The 13280-nt window shown below is 70.4% G+C and carries 10 protein-coding genes; 2 read left to right on the top strand and 8 right to left on the bottom strand.

Annotated elements, in window-relative coordinates; all coding sequences use genetic code 11:
- Positions 1 to 8: 8 nt before the first annotated feature.
- The 4 genes from LZK98_RS03595 to LZK98_RS03610 form a co-directional block, all read right to left on the bottom strand.
- Positions 9 to 2468: an ABC transporter permease gene (locus tag LZK98_RS03595; RefSeq protein ID WP_233785008.1), complete on the bottom strand. Its 2460-nt coding sequence runs from the start codon at positions 2466 to 2468 to the stop codon at positions 9 to 11.
- A gap of 26 nt (positions 2469 to 2494) precedes the next feature.
- Positions 2495 to 3175, bottom strand: a complete 681-nt coding sequence (locus LZK98_RS03600; protein ID WP_233785010.1) for an ABC transporter ATP-binding protein — start codon at positions 3173 to 3175, stop codon at positions 2495 to 2497.
- 14 nt (positions 3176 to 3189) lie between these two features.
- Complete coding sequence (locus tag LZK98_RS03605) at positions 3190 to 4506, bottom strand: efflux RND transporter periplasmic adaptor subunit (protein WP_233785014.1); 1317 nt, start codon at positions 4504 to 4506, stop codon at positions 3190 to 3192.
- A gap of 118 nt (positions 4507 to 4624) precedes the next feature.
- Complete coding sequence (locus LZK98_RS03610) at positions 4625 to 4762, bottom strand: hypothetical protein (protein WP_233785015.1); 138 nt, start codon at positions 4760 to 4762, stop codon at positions 4625 to 4627.
- A 156-nt stretch (positions 4763 to 4918) separates the two neighbouring features.
- Between LZK98_RS03610 and LZK98_RS03615 the strand changes: the two genes are divergently transcribed.
- Positions 4919 to 6301 carry a sigma-54-dependent transcriptional regulator gene (locus tag LZK98_RS03615; protein WP_233785016.1) on the top strand — a complete coding sequence of 461 codons (1383 nt, stop codon included), beginning with the start codon at positions 4919 to 4921 and terminating at the stop codon, positions 6299 to 6301.
- Positions 6291 to 7622, top strand: a complete 1332-nt coding sequence (locus LZK98_RS03620; protein ID WP_233785017.1) for a sensor histidine kinase — start codon at positions 6291 to 6293, stop codon at positions 7620 to 7622. The genes LZK98_RS03615 and LZK98_RS03620 overlap by 11 nt, the downstream gene beginning before the upstream one ends.
- A gap of 104 nt (positions 7623 to 7726) precedes the next feature.
- Here the strand turns inward: LZK98_RS03620 and LZK98_RS03625 are convergent, their stop codons facing one another.
- The 4 genes from LZK98_RS03625 to LZK98_RS03640 form a co-directional block, all read right to left on the bottom strand.
- Positions 7727 to 9274, bottom strand: a complete 1548-nt coding sequence (locus tag LZK98_RS03625) for an MFS transporter (RefSeq protein ID WP_233785018.1) — start codon at positions 9272 to 9274, stop codon at positions 7727 to 7729.
- A gap of 17 nt (positions 9275 to 9291) precedes the next feature.
- The gene (locus LZK98_RS03630) at positions 9292 to 10860 is read right to left on the bottom strand and encodes an aldehyde dehydrogenase (NADP(+)) (protein ID WP_233785019.1); all 1569 of its coding nucleotides are present in this window, start codon (positions 10858 to 10860) and stop codon (positions 9292 to 9294) included.
- A 78-nt stretch (positions 10861 to 10938) separates the two neighbouring features.
- Positions 10939 to 12468: an ABC transporter permease/substrate-binding protein gene (locus tag LZK98_RS03635; RefSeq protein WP_233785020.1), complete on the bottom strand. Its 1530-nt coding sequence runs from the start codon at positions 12466 to 12468 to the stop codon at positions 10939 to 10941.
- Entirely contained in the window at positions 12465 to 13241 is a 777-nt protein-coding gene (locus LZK98_RS03640; RefSeq protein ID WP_233785023.1) for an ATP-binding cassette domain-containing protein, read from the bottom strand. Before LZK98_RS03640 ends, LZK98_RS03635 begins: the two co-directional genes overlap by 4 nt.
- Positions 13242 to 13280: the final 39 nt, after the last annotated feature.

Genomic DNA, 13280 nt, shown 5'->3' on the forward strand with positions numbered 1-13280 from the left:
GATGGGTCCTACTCGTAGCGGAGGGCGTGGATGGGGTTCATGCGCGCGACGCGCAGCGCATGGCCGGCGACGGTCGCGACCGCGATGGCGAGCGCCAGCAGGCCGGCGATCGCGAACGGCCCCGGCCCCAGCGCAATGCGCGCGTCGAAGCCGTTGAGCCAGTCGCGCATCGCCCACCAGGCGGCGGGCCAGGCGATCAGGTTGGCGAGCACGACGGGCTTGGAGAATTGCCAGACGAGCAGCCGGACGATGTCGCGCACCGTGGCGCCGACCACCTTGCGGATGCCGATCTCCTTGGTGCGCCGCTCGGTCGCGAAGGCGGCGAGGCTGTAGAGGCCGAGGCAGGCGATCACCACCGCCAGCGCGGAGAAGGCGGCGAACAGTGCGCCGCGCGCGCGCTCGGCCGCGTAGAGCTCGCGGACGATGTCATCGGCGAAGCGCGCCTCGAACGGGATCTCGGGCTCGAACCTGCGCCAGACCTTGTTGAGGCCCGCCATCACCTCACCCGGCCGGGCGCCGGCATAGCGGACCAGCACCTGGCTGGTGTGCTCGGGATCATAGACATAGACGATCGGATCGACCGCATCGCGCGCGGTACGGAACCTTGTGTCCTCGACCACGCCGACGATCGTCGAAGGGACCATCGGGAAGGCAGTGAACGCGATCTCGAAGCGCTGCCCGACGGCCGCCTCGGGCGTGCGATAGCCGAGCTTGGCCGCGGCGGAGCGGTTGATCACCACGTTGACGCCGCGCGCGACGAGATCGGCGGGGGTCGCGCCGGCGATCCGGTCGGCGGCGAAGCGGTCGCCGAGCAGGCGGCCGGCGAGCCGCCCGATGCCCATCGTGCTGAGGAAGTCCGCGTCGACGCTGTAGAATCCCATCGTGACCCATGGTGCACCGGCGCCGCCGCGCATCAGCCGGACCGGGGTTTCGGGGGCGCCCAGCTCCAGGCCGGCGCGGCCGACGCCGGTGACGCCGGGAACCGCGAGCATCAGGGGACGCGCCGCCTCATATTCGGCGCCCTGGGTGAAGCGCCAGGCGTTGGTGATCTGGATCAGCCCGTCGCGGCGGTAGCCGGGATCGACGCGCTCGATGAAGCGCGTCTGCGACCAGATCACCGCGGTGCTCGCGATCAGCCCGATCGCGACCGCGAACTGGACGACGACGAGCACCGCGCGCAGCCGGCCGCTCCCCGGCGTCTCCGCCGCGGCCCGGCCGGTCCGCAGCACCTGCGCCGGCCGGAACCGGCTGAGGTACAATGCCGGATAGAGGCCGCCCGCCAGCCCGGTGACGGCGAACAGCCCGAGCGCGGGCAGCAGCATCCCGCGCTCGCCGAGATAGGTGACGCGCATCTCGGCGCCCATCAGATGGCCGATCCACGGCGTCGCCAGCTCGGCGATGGTGAGCGCGATCAGCATCGCCGCGGCGGCGATCAGCAGGCTCTCGCCGAGGAACTGGACGATCAGCTGGCCGCGGGTCGCGCCGAGCACCTTGCGCAGCGCCACCTCGCGCGCCCGCTGCGTCGCGCGTGCGGTGGTGAGGTTGACGAAGTTCATCACCGCCATGCCCAGCGTCAGCAGCGCGACGATCGCGAAGGTGGCGAGCGCGCGCGGATCGCCGGCCGGCGTGAGCGCCTTCCCCTGCGCCCGGCCGAGATGGACGTCGCCGAGCGGCACCAGATGGAAGTCGAACGCATCGGCGATCGATATCGGCTTGCCCTCGAACATTCCGGGCGGCCACGCGCGTTTCTTCCAGGCGGGAAGCGCGGCGTTCACCGCGGCGGCATCAGCGCCGGCGCGCAGCTTGACGTAATGCTGCTGGTCATTGTTGCCCCAGCTGCGGCTCTCGGGCGGCATCTGGTTGATGTCGCGGCGGAAGATGATGCCCAGGCGCAGGCTGGTGTTCTTCGGCAGGTCGCGCAGCACGCCGGTGACCCGATGATCGCGCTTGCCGCCCCCGGCGCCGAGGCTGAGCAGCTTGCCCAGCGCGTTGGCGGTGCCGAACTGACGGATCGCCTCGCTCTCGGTCAGCACGATCGAGTTGACGTCGGGAAACGCGGTGGCGGCCGAGCCTTGGGCGAAGGGCAGCGCGAAGACCTTGAAGAACTCGGGATCGACGGTGGTCGCGTCGATGAACATCGGCTGGCCGTCGTGCTCGGTGACGGTCTTGCCCGCGGCGAGCGAGGTCACCGCCTCGACCTGCGAGAAGCCGGCGAGCCCCTCGTACAGCGGAAAGGGAGAGGTTTGCGAATGGACCTCCGCCATGTTGGGCGGACGGACCGTCGTCTGGACCTGGTAGACTCGGTCCACGTCGCGCAGCCAACTGTCGTAGCTCCGCTCGTAATTGACATAGGCGAGGATCAGCAGCGACCCGGCCAGCCCGAGCGCGAGGCCGCCGATGTTGACCGCTGCATAGGCCGGGCTGCGCGCCAGCGTGCGAAACGCCACGGTCAGATAGTTGCGCCACATCGGTCCTCTCCCCTGTCTCCTTCCGGTCAGGCGGCGCGGCGCTGTTCCTGCAGGATGCGGCCGTCGAGCATGTTGATGACGCGGCTGGCGTAGTCGGCGTGCGCCGGCGAGTGCGTCACCATCACGATCGTCGAGCCCTCGGCGTTGAGGCCCTGGAGCATCCGCATCACCTCCTCGCCATGATGCGTGTCGAGGTTGCCGGTCGGCTCGTCCGCCAGGATGAGCTTGGGCTCGGCGACCAGCGCGCGGGCGACGGCGACGCGCTGTTGCTGGCCGCCCGACAGCTGGCTCGGGCGGTGGCGCGCGCGGTGGGCGATGCCGACGCGGTCCATCACCTGCTCGACGCGGCGCTTGCGCTCGGCGGCGGGGACGTCGTGGTAGAGCAGCGCGAGCTCGACGTTCTCGCGCACCGACAGCTCGTCGACCAGGTTGAAGCTCTGGAAGATGAAGCCGATGTTCTGCTTGCGCACCTCGGCGAGCCGGGCCTCGCTCAGTCCCGCGACCTCCTGGCCGGCGAAGACGTAGGATCCGCTGGACGGGCTGTCGAGCAGCCCCATCAGGTTGAGCAAGGTCGACTTGCCGCAGCCCGACGGGCCCATCACCGCGACGAACTCGCCCTCGGCGATGTCGAGGTCGATGCCGTCGAGCGCGGTCGTCTCGACGGTGTCGGTGCGGTAGACCCGCGAGAGCGCACGCATGCTGAGCATTGCTTGTCCTTTCGTCATTGGCTGAGGTCCAGCCGGTCCTTGTCGGTGAGGCCGGTATAGGGGGAGGTGAGGATGCGCTCGCCCGGCTGGAGCCCATCGAGCACCTCGATCGTCTCGGCGTTGCGGCGGCCGAGGCGGACCTGGCGCTTGATCGCCGAGCGGCCGTCGGGGGCGACCACGAATACCCAGTTGCCGCCGGTGTCGTTGTAGAAGCTGCCGTTGGGCACCAGCACCGCCGGCGCGGGATCGCCGAGGGTGAGGCGCGCCTGCAGCGTCTGGCCGCGCTGGATGTTGGCGGGCTCGGCGCCGATGAACTGCAGGTCGATCTGGAACTGCCCGTTCTGGACCTGCGGATAGATTTTGGCGACGCGCGCCTGATACTGGCGCCCGCCCGACTCGATCGTGGCGCGCTGACCGAGCTGGACGCGGCCGAGGTAGAATTCCTCGACGCCGGCCATCAGCTTGTTGCGTCCCGGGCTATCGATCTGGCCGATCCGCTCGCCGCGCTGCATCGACTGGCCGACCTGGATCGAGAAGCCGGAGAGCTGCCCTGCGACCGGTGCGCGCAGGTTCAGCGAATCGAGATTGGTGCGGGCAAGCGCGAGGCCCGACTGCATCGACTGCGCGGCCGCCTGCTGCTGGCTGAGCTGGCCGACTTGCAGCCGCTCGTCCGTGGCCTGGCTGCGCTTGAGCACCGCGACGCGGCGGCGCTGGTATTCATAGGTGTCGCGGGTGTCGGCGAACTGCTTGCCCGGCACGAAGCCGCGTGCGGCGAGCGGCGCCTCGCGCTCGTACTGGCGCTTGGCCTTGGCGGCGTCGAGCTCGGCCTCGAGCACCGCGCGCTCGTTGGCAAGGCGGGTCTGCGCGAGCGCCAGCTCCTGGCTGCGCATGTTGTTGATCTGCTGCTCGACCTCGGTCTGGCGGGCGAGGGTGGAGAGCTGGAGCTCGGCGTTGGAGAGCACCGCGATCATCTGACCCTTGGCGACGGTGGCGCCGTCCTCGACCAGCAGCTTCTCGACGCGCCCGCCCTCGACGGCGTCGAGATAGACGGTGAGCAGCGGCGTGACCCGCGCGCGCAGCGGAATGAAATCCTCGAAGGTCCCGCGCGTCACCGGCGAGATCGTCACGCGGTCGGCGGCGAGCGTCTGGCTGCTCGACGTCGGGGCGAACCACCAGAACAGCAGGATCGCGCTCGCCAGCGCCGCCACGCCGGCGGCGATCTTGATGCGCGGCGACAGCCCCTTGCGCTCGACGACGCGGTCCATGCCGCTGCCCGAGACCGGCGCTTCGCTCTTCTCGTTCTTCATCCGCACGACGCTCATGGCGGTCATTCAAGCAATCCTTGTGCCAGCGCCGATCACAAGGCGATATCGGTCATATGTCGGCAAAAGTGTCCGCATCCGGACAGTCGCTGTCCGGGTGCGGACACCGGCCGGCGCGCCTGCACGGTCACGCGGCGATGCTCGGAACCGCGAGCGCGGCAGTCTGGACCTTGGCCGGCAGCGGCGCCGACGAAGCGAGGGTGAGCGCCGCGGTGGCGACGAAGGCGCCGAGCACGCTCAGCAGGCGAAAGGTCGAGAGGGTCATGATGCTTCTCCTTGGCGGCGGCACGATGCCGACGGGCAGGAACAGAGCATCGAGCGTGCCAACCGCGGTTTTCCGCCGTTTTCGCTGCTCATGGTGCAATTGGCACGCGAATTGATTGTCCGATATCGCACAGTTTCTGTACGAGAGCGGACGATCATGGCCACCGAATTCGATTGCTGCGTCATTGTCGACGACGACGAGGACATCCTGGTCGCCGCGCGATTGCTGTTGCGCCGGCTGTTCGCCGAAGTGGTGACCGCGCGCAGCCCGGACGAGGCGCTGCCGGCGATCGCGGCCAAATCGCCGGACGTCGTGCTGCTCGACGCCAATTTCGCACGCGGGGCGACCGATTCGAAGGAAGGCCTGGCCTGGCTCGACCGGCTGCTCGCGCTCGATCCCGAGATGGTGGTGGTGATGATCACCGCACACGCTGGCGTCCAGGTCGCGGTCGAGGCGATGAAGCGCGGCGCGACCGATTTCGTCTCCAAGCCGTGGAGCAACGAACGGCTGCTCGCCACCGCCCGTACCGCTGCGACGCTCAGGCACTCGCGCCGGGCGGTGGCGACGGAGAAGGCGCGCGTGGCGGCGATCGCCGAGCCGCCGAAGGGCACCGAGACCCCGCTGCTCGGGTCCTCTCCCGCGATGGCACGGGTCGCCTCGCTGATCACGCGCGCGGCGCCCACCGATGCCAACGTCCTGATCCTCGGCGAGAACGGCACCGGCAAGGAGCTGGCCGCGCGCGAGCTGCATCGCCAGTCGCTCCGGTCGGGCAAGGTGATGCTGACCGTCGACCTCGGCGCGCTCAGCGAGGACCTGATCGACAGCGAGCTGTTCGGTCATGTGAAGGGCGCCTTCACGGATGCCAGGAGCGACCGCGTCGGTCGCATCCAGGCGGCGGACGGCGGCACGCTGTTCCTCGACGAGATCGGCAACCTGCCGCTCCGGCTCCAGCCGAAATTGCTGACCGTGCTCGAACAGCGCCAGGTGACCCCGGTCGGCGCCAACAAGCCGATCCCGGTCGACATCCGCGTGATCGCCGCGACCAATGCCTCGCCCGCGACGCTGCGCGATGAGCGGCATTTCCGTCCCGACCTTTTGTTCCGTCTCAATACGGTCGAGATCGAACTGCCGCCGCTCAGGGAACGTCACGAGGACATCCCCGAGCTGGTCGACCATTATCTCGCGAACTATGCTCGGCGCTACAATCGGCCGGTGCCCGCACTCAGCGACGCCGCGCGCAAGGCGCTGGAGGCGCACGACTGGCCGGGCAACGTCCGCGCGCTCCGGCACGCGATCGAGCGTGCGGTGATCCTGGCCGGCGACGGCCCGCTCGAGCCGCACGATTTCCCGCTGGGGCCGGTTCCGAGCGCGCCGGTGATTGCCCCGCCGCCGCCGGACGACTTCAACCTCGACCGGGTCGAGAAGCGGCTGTGCGAGGAGGCGCTGCGCAAGCACGGCTACAACATCTCGCTCGCCGCGGCCGAGCTCGGGCTGTCGCGTGCCGCGCTCTATCGGCGGATGGAGAAGCATGGGCTTTAGTCGCCGCTTCACCGTCGGTCTCGCGGCCTGGGTCGCCGCACTGTTCGTCGCGCTGCTCGCGTTCATCGCGGCGATCGCGACCGAGGGGCTGGGCGCCGCGCGGATCGTTGCCGGCATCCTGGTGATCGCCGCCGCCTGGGGACTGTGGAACCATGTCTCGCGCACCAACGTGGCGGTGGCGCGTTTCCTGGAGGCGCTGCGCTTCGGCGATTTCGGCGCACGGTTCGAGCGGCAAGGCGACTCCGGCTTCCAGGAACTCGGTCAGGCCTTCGACAATGCGCTCGCCGCGCTGCGCGCCGACCGCGACAAGGCGGCCGACGAGCTTCGTTTCCGCGAGGCGCTGGTCGACGACATGCCGATCGCGCTGCTCACCGTGGATGAGGTGGGGCGGGTCGCGCCGGGCAACAAGGCGGCACGCTCGCTGTTCCGCCACGTCCACGGCGCACGGCCGGAGGATTATGCGGTCTACGGCAGCACTTTCGCCAAGCGCCTCGGCGACGACGGTGCGGCGCGCGAGGAGGTGCTGCTGCTCAGCCTCGACGGCCGCCCTCAGCGCGCGCTGGTGCGCTCGGCAGTGCTGGAACGGCTCGGTGCGCGCGTGCGCGCGGTGACGGTGCAGCCGATCCAGGGCACGCTCGACGCGGTCGAGATGGCGGCACAGACCGACATCGTCCGCGTGCTGACCCATGAGATCCTCAATTCGCTGACCCCGGTGACCTCGCTCGCCTCGACCGCCGCCGCGCTGCTGGAGGGCCAGCCGCCTGCCGCCACCGCCGAGCTGGCCGACGCCCGCATCGCCGTGAGCACCCTCGCGCGCCGTGCTGAGGGGCTGCAGCATTTCGTCGAGAGCTATCGCGCGATCGCGCGGCCGCCGGTGATCGAGCGGACCGGCTTCGCGGCGCTGCCATGGGCGGAGGAGCTTGCCCGCCTCTTCGCAGCCGACTGGCCGGCGGTGCCGCTGGCACTGTCGGTGACGCCGCCGGGGCTGCAGCTCGACGCCGATCGCAACATGCTGGCGCAGGTGCTGATCAACCTTCTCCGCAACGCCGCCGAGGCGACCTCCGCGACGCGCAGCGACCCGTCGGTGGCGCTGCGCATCTTCACCGAACGCGAAGGCCGCGCCGGCATCGAGATCGAGGACAACGGCCCCGGAGTGCCCGACGGGCTCAAGGGCGACATCTTCCTGCCCTTCTTCACTACCCGCAAGACCGGCACCGGCGTCGGCCTCAACCTCGCCCGCCAGATCGTGATCGCGCATGGCGGCACGATCGACATCGCCGACGCGCCGCAGGGCGGGGCGCTGTTCCGGATCCTGCTGTAGGCGGCGAATTCCGTTCGTCCCGAGCGAAGTTGAGGGACGGCCCCATCCCCGTGTCTCGACTTCGCTCGACACGAACGGAACAGGAGGCGACTCCTATTTTGCTCTCAGTCGAGGTGCCGGAGATCGCGGCCGCGTGTCTCCCGGCCGAACACCGCGACCAGCGCCAGCGCCAGCGCCGTCGGCGCCATCAGCGCAAGCGCGGCGAGGCCGAGCGCCGGCTTCAGCGCCAGGATGCCGAGCAGCTGCGCGAGGAGGCCGCCCGCCTTGCTGCACGCCGCCACCCAGCCGGTGGCGCGGCCGCGCACGCGGAACGGAAAGCTCTCCGCCGCATAGGGCAGGATGATGGCGATGATGCCGTTGCTGCCGACGATCAGCAGCGCCACCGGCCACACCGGGCTCATCCCGCCGCCGGTCTCCAGCCACAGCACGCCGGCGAGCCCGGCCAGCGTCACCGCGATCATCGCGACCAGCGAATATTTGGTGCTCCACCGGCTGTAGAGCAGCGCGGCGAGGAACACGGTGGGGAAGGCGATCAGCGCCGATTCGGCGAGCAGCCGGCTCGATACCGCGGTGCTGTAGCCCTTAGCGACGAGATCGGCCGGCAGCCACAGGAGCAGCCCGAAGTTGATGAAACCCCAGGCCAGCGCAGTGAGGCTGAGCGCGGCGAGCTTGCCGACCAGCGCGCCGCCGGTGAGGCGATGGCTGACCGCCGGCGCCGAGGCGGCCGGCGCGACCCGGCGTGCCGAGGATCCGAAGCGCCGCATCACCTGCTCCGCTTCCCCCGTGCGGCCGCGCGCGATCAGGAAGCGCGCGCTCTCCGGAATGAACGCGCCGAGCAGGACCAGCGCCAGCCCGGTCGGCAGGTTGAGCAGCCACAGGATGCGCCAGCCGAACACCGGTTGGAACAGCGCCGACGAGCCGCTCGCCGCGAAATAGCCGCCGACCGCGCCCAAGCCGCCGACCAGCACCAGGCTCCAGCCGCGATGGCGGCTCGGCATCATCTCGGCGAGCAGGGCATAGGTGACCGGCAGCATCCCTCCCGCCGCCGCGCCCATCATGAAGCACATGCCGACGTTCCAGGCGAGGCTCGGCATCGCCCCGCAGATCGAGGTGCCGACGAACATCACCGCGGACAGCAGGATCGACGCCTTGCGGCCGTAGATATCGGCGATGATCCCCCAGACCACCGATCCGGTGACGGTGCCCGCCAGCGCGGCGAACGGCACCAGCGAGACCGTCGCGGTCGACGCATGATATTCATGCGTCATGCCGTTGAGCGTGAAGCCGAGGCTCGCCGGCTTCATCGTGTCGATGATCAGCGCCAGCACCAGCACCGCCATCAGCCCCCAGTGCGCGGGGCCGAGCGCCGCATCCTCGGGCGCGACGATCTCCACGCCGGCGGCGGCGGCGCGCTGGCGGGCGACGTTGGTCGGCACCAGCCCATAGGCGGCGAGCGCGACGCCGCCGACGATCAGCCCCATGCCGAAGATCATCCCCGGATCCATCGGCATCCCGGCCATGTGATAGCCCATGCTCCGGCTGGCAAGGAACATGGGCAGATGCAGCAGCACCCCGGCCGTCACCGCGGCGCAGCCGATGATGAAGGCCCAGAGGCCGGTACGTTCGGAAAGGACCGTCGCGCGCGTTGCCATGCGCGCGATCTATGCCCTTATTCCGGGTCGCCGTCGATGATGCGCGGCAGGCCGAGCGGATTGGCCTGTTGGACCGGTGCCGGCAGCAGCACGTCGGGGATGTCCTGGTAGCAGACCGGCCGCAGGAAGCGCTCGATCGCCGCGGTGCCGACCGAGGTCGAACGCGGGTCCGACGTCGCCGGGAACGGCCCGCCATGAACCATCGCATAGGAGACCTCGACGCCGGTTGGCCAGCCATTGGCGAGGATGCGGCCGGCCTTGCGCTCGAGCAGCGGGATCAGCGGCCGGGCGAGCTCGGCGTCGGCGTCGTCGAGATGGAGCGTCGCGGTCAGCTGGCCCTCCATCGCCGTCAGCACCTGGGCGACCTCGTCGAGATTGTCGGCACGCACGATGATCGAGGCGGCGCCGAACACCTCGTGCGCCAGCTCCGGATTGGCGATGAAGTTGGCGGCGGTGGTGGCGAACAGCGCCGCGCGGCCGCGGTTGCAGCCGGTGCCCTCGGCCCCGCGCGCCAGCGTCTCGACCGCGCCATGGCCGGCGATCTCGGTGACGCCGCGGTCGTAATTGGCGTGGATGCCGCTGGTCAGCATCACCTGCGGCTGCGCCTCCGCCAGTGCGTCGGCGGCGGTGGCGGCGAAGCGGTCGAGGTCGGGCCCGGCGAGCGCCAGCACGATACCCGGGTTGGTGCAGAACTGCCCCGATCCCAGCGTCAGCGACCCGACATAGGCCTTGCCCAGCGCCTCCGCGCGCGCGGCGAGCGCGGCGGGGAACAGCAGCACCGGATTGACGCTCGACATCTCGGCATAGACCGGGATCGGCTCGGGCCGATTGTTGGCGATGTTGACGAGGGCAAGCCCCCCGCCACGCGAGCCGGTGAAGCCGACCGCCTTGATCCGGGGATCGGCGACCAGCGCGGCGCCGAGCTCGTTCGCGGGGCCCTGCACCAACGAGAACACGCCCTCCGGCAATCCGCTCGCGGCGACGGCATCGCGGATCGCCTGCCCGACCAGCGCCGAGGTGCCGGGATGCGCCGGATGCCCCTTCACCACCACCGGACAGCCGGCGGCGAGCGCCGAGGCGGTGTCGCCGCCGGCGACGGAGAAGGCGAGCGGGAAGTTCGACGCCCCGAACACCGCGACCGGGCCGACGCCGATGCGGCGCTGGCGCAGGTCCGCGCGCGGCAGCGGCTGGCGCTCCGGCAGCGCGGAATCGATGGTGACGCCGGCCCAGCGCCCCTGGCGGAGCACCCGCGCGAACAGACGGAGCTGTCCGGCGGTGCGGCCGCGCTCGCCCTCGAGGCGCGGGCGGGGGAGGCCGCTTTCCTGCATCGCGCGGACGATCAGCTCGTCGCCGATCGCTTCGATATTCGCGGCGATCGCTTCGAGGAACGCGGCGCGCGCCTCGGGCGTGGTCTCGCGATAGGTGTCGAAAGCCTCGTCGGCGAGCCGGCACGCCTCGGCGACATGATCGACGGTGGCGACCGAGAAGGGCGGATCGAGCGCTTCATTGGTGGCGGGATCGAAGCCGGTGAAGGTCTCGTCCGTCGTGACCGCGCGTGCGCCGATCAGGAAGCTGCCGTCCATCATGAACTCCTCGGGTATTGGATGTGCCCGGCGCAGATAGCGATACCAACGGCTGAGGTCATCGCCCCTGATGCGGAAAATTTATCGCTCCAGCCCAATTTTGCCTTCCAGCCACGCCGCCGCATCGTCGGGGGAGCGTTTGTCTGTGTCGCGATCGACCATATAGTTGGCCTCGCGCATCGCCTCGACCGGCACGCGGTCGACGAGCGGGCGGAGCGCGGCGAGGAACGCCTCATCCCGCGCGCGCCGCGGCGATACCAGCATGATCGCGTCGTATCCCGGGATCGCACCCTTCGGGTCCGTCAGCACGACGAGCTTGTCGGCGGCGATACGGCCGTCAGAGGAGAAGGCGGGGATGACGTCGGCCGCGCCGCTCTCCAGCGCGCGGTACATGAAGGTCGGCTGATAAGGCCGCGCCGATCGGAAGCGCAGGCCATAGGAGTCGCGCACCGCCCGCCATTCGGGCCGTTCGAGGAACTCGATGTCGGTAGCGAGATCGAGCCGCGGCGCGACCGGCGCGAGGTCGGCGATGCTGCGGATGCCGCGCCGTGCGGCGTCATCGCCGCGCATCGCGAAGGCATAGGCGTTCTCGAAACCGAGCGTCCCTGCCAGCCCCACGCCATGCGTCTTCATCGCCCAGTCGCGCACGCCGGCGACGATCGCCGCGCGCGGCGGCACGTCGCTGCGCTTCATCTCGTTGGTCCAGATCGTGCCCGAATAGTCGACATAGACGTCGACATCGCCCGCCGCGGTCGCGGCAAAGGCGACTACCGATCCCAGTCCCTCGCGATATTCGACGCGATAGCCGGCCTCCTCCAGCTGGTGTCCGATCAGGCGGGCGAGGATATATTGCTCCGAGAACCCCTTGGCACCGACCACGACCGTGCCGCGCTTGCCGGCGAAGCGCGGGGCCAGCGCCACCGCCAGCCCCAGCGCGAGCACCGCCAGCGCGCCGATCCACATCCAGCGCCGCCGCGTCGCGATGCCGCGCTCGGCGAGCCCGAGCAGGGCGTCGACGCCTAGCGCCAGCCCCGCGGCGGCGGCGCAGCCGGCCAGCACCAGCGCCCAGTTCTGGGTCTGCAGCCCGGCGAAGATCAGGTCGCCGAGGCTTGGCTGGCCGACGGTGGTGGAGAGCGTCGCCGCGCCGATCGTCCACACGGCCGCGGTGCGGATGCCCGCCATCAGCACCGGCGCGACAAGCGGCGCCTCGACCAGACGGAGCTTCTGCCAGCGCGTCATACCGACGCCGTCGGCTGCCTCCAGCACCGCCGGATCGAGGTTGGCGAGCCCGGTCACCCCATTCCTCAGGATCGGCAGCAACGCATAGAGCGCGAGCGCCAGCAGCGACGGCAGGAAACCGAGCGCCGGCACGCCGCCGCCGACCAGCGCCGACACCCAGAGCAGAATCGGATAGAACAGCGCGAGCAGCGCCAGCGATGGGATCGTCTGGACGAGGCTCGCGAGGCCGAGCGACACCCGCGCCACCAGCGGACTGCGCGCCGACGCCACGGTCAGCGGGATCGCCAGCACCAGCCCGAGCAGCAGCGCGGCGGCGGCGAGCAGCACATGGCTGCCGAGCAGGTCGGGGACGCGCGCCCAGGCGCCGCTCATGTGCCTGCTTCCAATGCGGCGAGCCGATGCGCCTGCTCGCGCGGCACCGCCACCAGTGCGGCTGCCTCCGGTCCCCCGGCGCCGGCGAGCAGCGCGGCAGGCGTCTCGTCGGCGACGATCCGGCCCCGCGCCATCACCAGCACTCGATCTGCGGTGAGCAGCGCCTCGGCCATGTCGTGCGTCACCATCAGCGTGGTCAGCCCCAGCCGCTCGTGCAGCGCGCGGATCGAGCGGCCGAGCGCGTCGCGCGTCACCGGATCGAGCGCGCCGAACGGCTCGTCCATCAGCATCAGGCGCGGCTCCGTCGCCAGCGCCCGCGCGACGCCCACCCGCTGCCGCTGCCCGCCGGACAGCGCGTCCGGCGTCCGCTTGGCGAGATCAGGGGATAGCTCGACCAGCTCCAGAAGCTCGCCGACCCGCCCGTTCACCTTGCGCCCGGCGAGTCTGAGACCGATCGCGATATTCTCTCCCACCGTCATGTGCGGGAACAGGCCGACGTTCTGGAAGACATAACCGATCCGGCGCCGCAGCAGGTGCGGCGGCTCGTCGGTTGCGTCGACGCCATCGATCGTCACCCGCCCACTGGTCGGCTCGACCAGTCGGTTGATCGTCTTGAGCAGCGTCGACTTGCCCGAGCCCGACTGGCCGACCAGCGCGACGAAGCTGCCCCCGCCGATCTCCAGGGTGACCTCGTCGACCGCCCGCACGTCGCCCGGATAGGTTACCGCGAGGCGATCGAAGCCGATGCTCGGGCCGGGGCTGGAGGCTGGCATGTCCGCCATTTCTGCGCGACGGTGACGACAAAGGAAAGG

This window comes from Sphingomonas cannabina (genome assembly GCF_021391395.1).
GTDB classification, from domain to species: domain Bacteria; phylum Pseudomonadota; class Alphaproteobacteria; order Sphingomonadales; family Sphingomonadaceae; genus Sphingomonas; species Sphingomonas cannabina.

Excerpts from the sequence above, each read along its gene's own strand:
- LZK98_RS03625 (WP_233785018.1), bottom strand. The coding sequence starts at position 9,274 with ATGGCAACGCGCGCGACGGTCCTTTCCGAACGTACCGGCCTCTGGGCC.
- LZK98_RS03610 (WP_233785015.1), bottom strand. The coding sequence starts at position 4,762 with ATGACCCTCTCGACCTTTCGCCTGCTGAGCGTGCTCGGCGCCTTCGTC.
- LZK98_RS03630 (WP_233785019.1), bottom strand. The coding sequence starts at position 10,860 with ATGATGGACGGCAGCTTCCTGATCGGCGCACGCGCGGTCACGACGGAC.
- LZK98_RS03595 (WP_233785008.1), bottom strand. The coding sequence starts at position 2,468 with ATGTGGCGCAACTATCTGACCGTGGCGTTTCGCACGCTGGCGCGCAGC.
- LZK98_RS03635 (WP_233785020.1), bottom strand. The coding sequence starts at position 12,468 with ATGAGCGGCGCCTGGGCGCGCGTCCCCGACCTGCTCGGCAGCCATGTG.
- LZK98_RS03620 (WP_233785017.1), top strand. The coding sequence starts at position 6,291 with ATGGGCTTTAGTCGCCGCTTCACCGTCGGTCTCGCGGCCTGGGTCGCC.
- LZK98_RS03615 (WP_233785016.1), top strand. The coding sequence starts at position 4,919 with ATGGCCACCGAATTCGATTGCTGCGTCATTGTCGACGACGACGAGGAC.
- LZK98_RS03600 (WP_233785010.1), bottom strand. The coding sequence starts at position 3,175 with ATGCTCAGCATGCGTGCGCTCTCGCGGGTCTACCGCACCGACACCGTC.
- LZK98_RS03640 (WP_233785023.1), bottom strand. The coding sequence starts at position 13,241 with ATGCCAGCCTCCAGCCCCGGCCCGAGCATCGGCTTCGATCGCCTCGCG.
- LZK98_RS03605 (WP_233785014.1), bottom strand. The coding sequence starts at position 4,506 with ATGACCGCCATGAGCGTCGTGCGGATGAAGAACGAGAAGAGCGAAGCG.